Origin of the sequence: Schlesneria sp., assembly GCF_036405755.1 — a bacterium.
GTDB lineage: Bacteria > Planctomycetota > Planctomycetia > Planctomycetales > Planctomycetaceae > Schlesneria > Schlesneria sphaerica.
The window spans coordinates 1-7,474 of the sequence record NZ_DASWWZ010000281.1 but is presented as its reverse complement, the minus strand read 5'-3'; the positions used below and the strand labels follow the sequence as shown (position 1 = coordinate 7,474).

The following is a 7,474-nucleotide window of genomic DNA, read 5'->3' as shown; positions in this document are numbered from 1 at the left end:
GAAGGAAACGCAGTTGGCTGGGTGGGGATGCAGATGCATCGCGGTCTGATCCGTATTAAAGGTGACGCCGGTCACCTTGTCGGTGCCGCGTATCGTGGTTCGCTCAAGGGGATGACGGGAGGGACGATTCTCGTCGAGGGAAACGCTGGAGACGAAGTCGGCCTGGGAATGCGGCGAGGGCTGATTGCGATTGCAGGATCTGCCGGAGAGATGCTGGCGGCCAGTTTAATCGCTGGCTCGGTGCTGGTCTTCGGCGATTGCGGTCAGAGACCGGGGGCAGGAATGCGACGGGGGACCATTGGGATTTTCGGCAAGAATCCGCCTCAACTCCTTCCCAGTTTCCGCTATGCGGCCCGGTACCAGCCTCAGATGGTTCCCTTGTTACTTCGCCTGCTGCGATCGTATGGCTTCCCTGTCAGAGAAGAGCTGATGTCGTCCGAATACGACCTGTTTCATGGCGATCTGCTGTCGGTGGGACGGGGGGAAATCCTGATCCCGGTAGGCTCAGCAAAGTAGCCGAAACTCCTTGCGAGTCGGTTCGCGGTGTCTGCCGGGGGGGATCACCTGGCTGACGTAACTGCAATTTGCCTGATTGACCGGATTGCGAACAGACAGGCTGGTTTCAAAAACGGGCGCATTCCGAGGGAAGTCGGTGTACCTGCTTTTGTTCTGGGATCAGGTGACATAAAACTGCATTCCGGGACGGGCCGAGTTGTCGACTGAAATGTGAAGACGAGGAATTGGATGGCGTTACTGAGTTTTCGAGATGTCAGTTTTGGATTCGGCTCTCCGCCGTTGATTTCTCGCGTCGACCTGCAGATTGAACGTGGCGAACGTGTGGGACTGTTAGGCCGCAACGGAGCGGGCAAGTCCACGCTCATGAAACTCATGATCGGAGAACTTCCTCCTGATCAGGGGTTGATCGAGCAGCAGACGGGCATTCGAATTGCCCGACTGATCCAGGATGTGCCGGTTGGACGTAGCGGGACAATCTTTGAAGAGGTGGCCGACGGCCTCGGAGCCGAAGGGAGTGCTGTCGCCGCTCAGTACCTGCTTCACCATCCGGATGCCATCCACAGCGATGAGGACCGGGCGGAACTGGAACGCCGTGCGGAATCGCTGAATCACGATACCGGCTGGCAACTTGAACATCGGATCGAGCAGATTCTCGAACGCATGCAGCTCCAGCCCCTGACCCGTTTCGACAGCCTGTCGTCCGGTATGAAGCGACGTGTCCTGCTGGGTAAGTCGCTGGTTTCAGAACCGGAAATCCTGCTGCTTGACGAACCGACCAACCATCTGGATGTCGATGCGATCCAGTGGCTGGAAGAATTCCTGATGCGGTACAGCGGGACGCTGATTTTCGTAACCCACGACCGGGTCTTTCTGCAGAAGCTGGCAACGCGGATTATCGAACTGGACCGCGGGCGTTTATTCGACTGGCCCTGTGACTATGCGACGTTCCTTGAGCGAAAGGAAGCTGCCCTTGCGGCTGAGGAACAGCAGCAGGCGTTGTTCGATAAAAAGCTGGCGGTCGAGGAAGCATGGATTCGTCGCGGTGTGAAGGCCCGCCGTGTCCGTAATGAGGGACGGGTTCGCGCTTTGAAGAAGCTGCGTGAAGAACGGCAGCAGCGACGTGAGAAAGTCGGAAACGTCAAAGTCGAAATCCAGGAGGCGGAACGGTCAGGAGCACTGGTCGTCGATGTCAAAGGCCTGTCGTACGAAGTGGGTGGTCGATCGATCATTCGTGACTTGACCACGACCATCATGCGGGGAGACAAGGTCGGGATTATTGGATCGAATGGAACGGGCAAGACGACGCTGCTCCGGCTGCTGCTGGGCCAGCTTGAGCCCAATTCCGGCGTTGTGAAGCGCGGGACCAATCTCGAGGTTGCTTACTTCGATCAGCTTCGTGCCCAACTGGATGAAGAAAAAACGGTCCAGGAAAATGTTTCGGATGGCAAAGACATGCTGACGATTAACGGTCAACAACGTCACATCATCGGCTATCTCGAAGACTTTCTCTTCACACCGGAACGAACCCGAAGTCCCGCGCGTTATCTCTCGGGGGGAGAACGCAACCGGCTGCTGCTGGCACGTCTCTTTTCCAAGCCGTCCAACGTCCTGGTACTGGACGAGCCGACCAACGACCTCGACGCCGAGACGCTGGATCTGCTTGAGGAACTGATCGTGGGGTATACGGGGACGGTCCTTCTGGTCAGTCACGATCGTGCGTTCCTCAATAACGTCGTTACTAATACGTTGGTCTTCGAAGGCAACAGCCACGTTCGGGAGTACAGCGGGGGCTACGATGACTGGCTCGCCCAGCGAAAGCCGATCACGGCATCGCCAGAGGTGCGACCTGCGCCTGCCTCAACGCCACCCGCTCCGGCACGTGCTAATCCTGCCTCTACTACTCCCGGTGTCAGGCGTCGAACATTTAAGGAACAGCAGGAACTGACACAGTTGCCGCGGCGGATCGAACAGCTTGAGATTGAACAGCGCCAGCTCCATGAGACCATGGCGAGTCCGGGCTTCTATCAGCAGGACAAGGGGGAAATTGCCAAAGCTTCCAGTCGGCTGGCAGCGATTGAACAGGAACTGACATCGGCCTTTGAACGCTGGGAACTGCTTGAGGCTTTGGCGGAGTAACCGCCAATCGCGTCTGGTGGGTGCTGAAGTGAACAGTTCGCGGGAACATGGCCGTCGGCGGACCTCACGAACGACCGCTTGTCGTCGAAGTCAGAGAGGACCAAAAGGCTGGAATATTCCGGTCGAACGGAGATCGTGGGCCGCTCTCGTTTCGAGCGACCTGTCACTCGGCTTGCGACCCGCTACGGTGACACGGTAACGTCCGTGGAATACCTCACTACTCGACAGGAGATTCGCACCATGAGAATTTTCGCGTGTTCGTTTCTTTGCCTCGCCCTCCTGATGGGATGTGCGGACCAGGCATCCACAACAGGGCTGGATTCCGCTGGGAAGGGCGCTGGCAGCAAGGGCAGCGGGACGCTGCAAATTGCCGTAATCCCCAAAGGGACAACGCATGTCTTCTGGAAATCGGTGCATGCGGGAGCCGTTAAGGCGGCCAAGGATCTGGGTGATGTCGAGATCCTCTGGAAAGGCCCTCTGCTGGAGAATGATCGCGACGGACAGATCAACGTCGTCCAGGATTTCATCGCGAATCGAGTCGACGGGATCGTGCTCGCTCCCCTCGACAAACAGGCACTCATCGGACCAGTGAAAGACTCGAAGGAGGCGGGGATTCCCGTGGCGATCTTCGACAGTGCTCTTCAGGACGAGTCTGCCATCGTCACCTACGTGGCGACTGACAACTATAAGGGCGGGGAACTTGCAGCACGGCACATGGCTCAAGTTTTAGGTGGGAAAGGCAATGTGATCCTGCTGAGGTACAACGCCGGTAGTGAAAGCACCGAACAGCGAGAAGAAGGTTTTCTGACGACCCTCAATGAGCAGTTTCCAGACGTCAAGGTGCTATCGTCGGACGAATACGCCGGGACAACTCCGGAACAGTCTCTGGATAAAGCGACGCAGATCCTGACCAACTACAAGGATCGGGTCGACGGGATTTTTGCCGTATGTGAGCCGAATGCCAATGGTGTTCTGATCGCTCTCAAAGAGACTCAACTGTCCGGAAAGGTCAAGTTCATCGCCTTCGATTCCAGTGAAGAATTGATCCGAGCGATGAGTGACGGCGTGTGCCATGGGATCGTGCTGCAGGATCCGATCACGATGGGATACGAATCTGTGCAGGCGATTGTGAAGTCCATCCGTGGAGAGTCCGTACAGAAGCGAATCGGAACGGGAGAATTTCTGGCGACACCAGAGAACATGAAAACACCGGAGATGGAAAAGCTCCTCAATCCAGACCGGTTCTAACAGCACTCTCTGCCGATATGCGACAGTGGATGTGAACCTTGGTGATGATGATGCGGTCCGGCAGCCTTGATTCGGTGGCTGGACCGTTTTCGTGGCTTCATTCCGATTGGCATCTGGTATAAAATCAAGCCTGATCGGTCCAGGATGGGCCGTAGATATCACATTTCAGGAGGAAGTGATGACGAGCAAATTCTGGTCGGTTCTGATCGGGTGTGGGGTAATCGTCGCTTTTGGAATTAACCTCTTTGCTTTGGAAATGCCCCGGTTCAAGAAAGCACCGAAACATTTCCTGGCAAAATTTGAAACCACGGCGGGGAATTTTGTCATCGAAGTCCAGCGTGAATGGTCCCCGAATGGCGCCGATCGCTTCTATCAACTGGTGACCTCAAAGCTGTACGATGACTGCAAATTTTTCCGAGTTGTGCCAGGGTTCATGGTCCAGTTTGGTATTAACGGTGATCCCCAGGTCGCTGCGAAGTGGAAAACGGCGACAATCAAAGATGATCCGGTGATCAAGTCGAACAGAAGGGGCTACGTGACGTTCGCGAAGGCGGGCGTCCCGAACTCGCGAACGACACAGGTTTTCGTCAACTATCAGGATAATCTTGCTTTAGACGCCCAGGGATTTGCTCCATTTGGACGCATCGTCGAAGGAATGGAGGTGGTTGATTCCATTAACGCCCAATACGGCGAAGCTCCCGACCAGATGCTGGTCCAGATGCATGGAAATGAATACCTCAATGCAAAGTTTCCTCGGCTCGACGGTGTAGTGAAGGCGACAATCGTGAAACGTTGACTGGACCGATATCAGAAATTGACCGAAGGCACGGCATATCTTTCGCAAAGACATGCTGCGCTTGACTGATTCGCCAATCGGATAAGACTGTCCCTCGTGGTCGATCAAAACCGCTGACGCCCCTGGGATCAGGGAAGTTCCTTAATTTCATTGATAAGTTCGTTCCATGCCGACTGAGACCCGCTTGAAGCCCAGTTTTATTGTTCGCCCCGCCGAAAAAAGCGATGTCGAAGCGCTGGGGGAATTTATTGAACCGTTCGTCGAGAATGGTCGCCTGCTGCCCCGGACACGGGACGAGTTGCTTGATCTCACCCGTCACGGGTTTGTCGCGATTTCTGGCGATACCATCATTGGGTTCGCGGCGCTTGAGATCTATTCTGCTAAACTCGCAGAATTGCGAAGTCTGGCTGTCTCTGCACAATATCAGGGACAGGGGGTAGGCAAAGAACTTGTCGCTGCCTGTATTGCACGGGCCAAGTCGCAAAATGTCTTTGAAGTCATGGCGATTACCTCATCAGAAGAATTTTTCCAACGTTGTGGCTTTGATTTCACCTTGCCGGGTGAGAAGAAAGCCCTGTTCCTGCAAACCAGAGAGACTTACTAAACAGCATGCCACGAGCGAAGCCGAATTCCCGATCTAACGCCCCCTCTCGGGCTTCCTCAAAACCACCGGTGCCCCAACGCCCAAAGTCCGGCAAGAACCCTAAGAAAGCCGCCAAGCCGACAGGTGGGGAGCGACCACCGGCCGTGACGTTGATCTCGTTGCTGGCAGGTTCCATCCGCGAACGGACGTTCCTGCGACTGGTTCTCAGTCAGCCCCTTTCAAAATCCGAGTCCGCCATCTCCAAAGTGACGGTTCGTCTGGTTGAGGTTGGGGGGGAAACGAAGTACCAGTGGGCGGTGCGATCGCAATTGCAGGAGAAACACGAAAATCTGACGATGGACGAGCTAATCGCTCAAACGAAATCGATCTTCGGTGTGAATCTTGGCGATGCTCACCTGTTTACAACCCAGGCTGATCTGACAGTTCGCTGGAACTACGGCAAGCCTCAAAAGGTGAAAAGAAAACCTCCAACACAGCAGCCATCGGAGGGAGAGGGGCACAACCGACAGAAGCAGTACCTGATTCCTGCCGGCGTCCCCTGCCCTTTTTTGATCGAGATTGGCGTGATGCTGCCGAGTGGACAGGTTCGTCCGACGATGTATCACAAGTTTCGCCAAATCAATCGTTACCTCGAATTCGTCGAGGATATCCTTCCTCAGCTACCGAGTACCGGACCAATCCACGTCGTCGATTTCGGCTGTGGGAAGAGCTATCTTACGTTCGCATTGCATCACCTTCTGACCCGGATTCACGAACGTGAAGTGAAGATCGTCGGTCTGGACGTCAAAGCGGATGTCATCGAAGACTGTACACGGGTGGCAGAGTCGCTGAAGTGCGATGGTCTCGAGTTCCACCTTGGTCGGATCGAAACTTATGTTCCGTCTGAGCAGGTGCATCTGGCGGTTTCGCTGCACGCCTGCGATACCGCGACCGATGATGCCATTGCCGCAGCGCTGCGCTGGAAGAGCAATGTCATCCTGGCTGTACCGTGTTGCCAGCACGAAATCTGCCAGACGATTTCCCGCCAGTCGCTCGTCGGACTGACCGAGTATGGCATCCTGAAAGAGCGATTTGCCTCTCTGGCCACGGATGCTCTACGAGCCCAGTTTCTTGAACTGCAAGGCTATAAAACGCAGGTGCTGGAATTCATTGAAACTGAGCATACCCCGAAAAATCTTCTCATCCGCTCGGTCAGGCGAACTGACGCCACGGTGCAGGATCTGACAGCCAGAAGAGAAGCGTATGAAGGATTGAAACATATCCTGGGGGTGAAGGACTGGCATCTGGAGCGGGCGGTCAACTCGCCGGCATAATCCCGATGGAAGACCATTTTTCCTCAGCGTGCGAAGTCCGCCCGGGAGCCAGTTGGCCCCCGGGCGGACTTTGTTATGTTGCCCGCCAAACTCGATCGAAGAACGTCCCTCTGGAAGGATGCGGCTTTGCAGCAATGGTCCCACGGATGCGGTCTTCCGAGTGACTTCCTGAGCCTTTGGACGTGATGACGTATGAGCGGCCCGCCACTGATTCAGGAGTTCTTCGCGGAATGGGAGTCGGACAGGCGAGGAAAATGGTAACGAAGGAGAAGCGTAAGTCTGTCAGCTATCCGTGGACGCTATCGAACTCGGTGGTGCCACCTTCTTCAAGCGATTCTTGATACTCGGCGGAGACTCAAGACCAGTTCCCTGAACTCACTCCGAAGGGGGTGGTAGCCTCACGAGATAGGCTCAGTGTCGGGGATATCGGGCAAACGGCCCGCACCGACGATCCGATTCCCAATAAAAAAAGGTCGTCTGCCCCTGCGGGAACAGACGACCTTCCAGTCAATCGCAATCCATAGTTCATCGTAGACCGTATGGCCTGTCAGCGGCGCGAGCGACGTGTCGCTTCTGACTCGGTCCATTCGACTTCGTTACGGCTCTCGAAGTTACGTACCCACGATTGATCGATGACGCGTTGAGGGCCTTGCGCCAACGATTCGTAAGGGGATTTGATGATCGGATAAAGACCTGTGAATCGCTCGGCAAGGAACTGCTTTCGTCGTTCCTGTTCAGCGACACCACCGTCTTCAATCGCGTTCTCACGATCCTTTACTTTGAAGACATAGTAAATCGATCGATTGGCATTTGGTGCCACACCTACTTCACCGACCTTAAGTTCTTCGAAGACGGTCTTCA

Annotated in this window: 7 protein-coding genes; 6 read left to right on the top strand and 1 reads right to left on the bottom strand. The window is 55.3% G+C overall.

Annotated elements, in window-relative coordinates; all coding sequences use genetic code 11:
- The 6 genes from VGE80_RS09890 to VGE80_RS09865 form a co-directional block, all read left to right on the top strand.
- Positions 1-516, top strand: a 516-nt coding sequence (locus VGE80_RS09890; RefSeq protein WP_440592552.1) for a formylmethanofuran dehydrogenase subunit C, incomplete at its 5' end; no start/stop codon positions are given.
- A 228-nt stretch (positions 517-744) separates the two neighbouring features.
- Positions 745-2,652 (top strand): ATP-binding cassette domain-containing protein, encoded by a 1,908-nt coding sequence (locus VGE80_RS09885; protein WP_440592551.1) that lies wholly within the window; start codon positions 745-747, stop codon positions 2,650-2,652.
- A gap of 240 nt (positions 2,653-2,892) precedes the next feature.
- The gene (locus VGE80_RS09880; RefSeq protein ID WP_440592550.1) at positions 2,893-3,900 is read left to right on the top strand and encodes an ABC transporter substrate-binding protein; all 1,008 of its coding nucleotides are present in this window, start codon (positions 2,893-2,895) and stop codon (positions 3,898-3,900) included.
- A 178-nt stretch (positions 3,901-4,078) separates the two neighbouring features.
- The gene (locus VGE80_RS09875; protein WP_440592549.1) at positions 4,079-4,696 is read left to right on the top strand and encodes a peptidylprolyl isomerase; all 618 of its coding nucleotides are present in this window, start codon (positions 4,079-4,081) and stop codon (positions 4,694-4,696) included.
- Between the two features lie 166 nt (positions 4,697-4,862).
- Positions 4,863-5,300: a GNAT family N-acetyltransferase gene (locus tag VGE80_RS09870; protein ID WP_440592548.1), complete on the top strand. Its 438-nt coding sequence runs from the start codon at positions 4,863-4,865 to the stop codon at positions 5,298-5,300.
- A gap of 68 nt (positions 5,301-5,368) precedes the next feature.
- Positions 5,369-6,613, top strand: a complete 1,245-nt coding sequence (locus VGE80_RS09865; RefSeq protein WP_440592547.1) for a class I SAM-dependent methyltransferase — start codon at positions 5,369-5,371, stop codon at positions 6,611-6,613.
- Between the two features lie 547 nt (positions 6,614-7,160).
- On the opposite strand, the gene VGE80_RS09860 is transcribed toward VGE80_RS09865, so the two are convergent.
- Positions 7,161-7,474, bottom strand: a 314-nt coding sequence (locus tag VGE80_RS09860) for a hypothetical protein (RefSeq protein ID WP_440592546.1), incomplete at its 5' end; no start/stop codon positions are given.

Bases quoted from the DNA above. Each gene is read 5' to 3' on its own strand.
- VGE80_RS09880 (WP_440592550.1), top strand. From the start codon at position 2,893: ATGAGAATTTTCGCGTGTTCGTTTCTTTGCCTCGCCCTCCTGATGGGA.
- VGE80_RS09885 (WP_440592551.1), top strand. From the start codon at position 745: ATGGCGTTACTGAGTTTTCGAGATGTCAGTTTTGGATTCGGCTCTCCG.
- VGE80_RS09875 (WP_440592549.1), top strand. From the start codon at position 4,079: ATGACGAGCAAATTCTGGTCGGTTCTGATCGGGTGTGGGGTAATCGTC.
- VGE80_RS09870 (WP_440592548.1), top strand. From the start codon at position 4,863: ATGCCGACTGAGACCCGCTTGAAGCCCAGTTTTATTGTTCGCCCCGCC.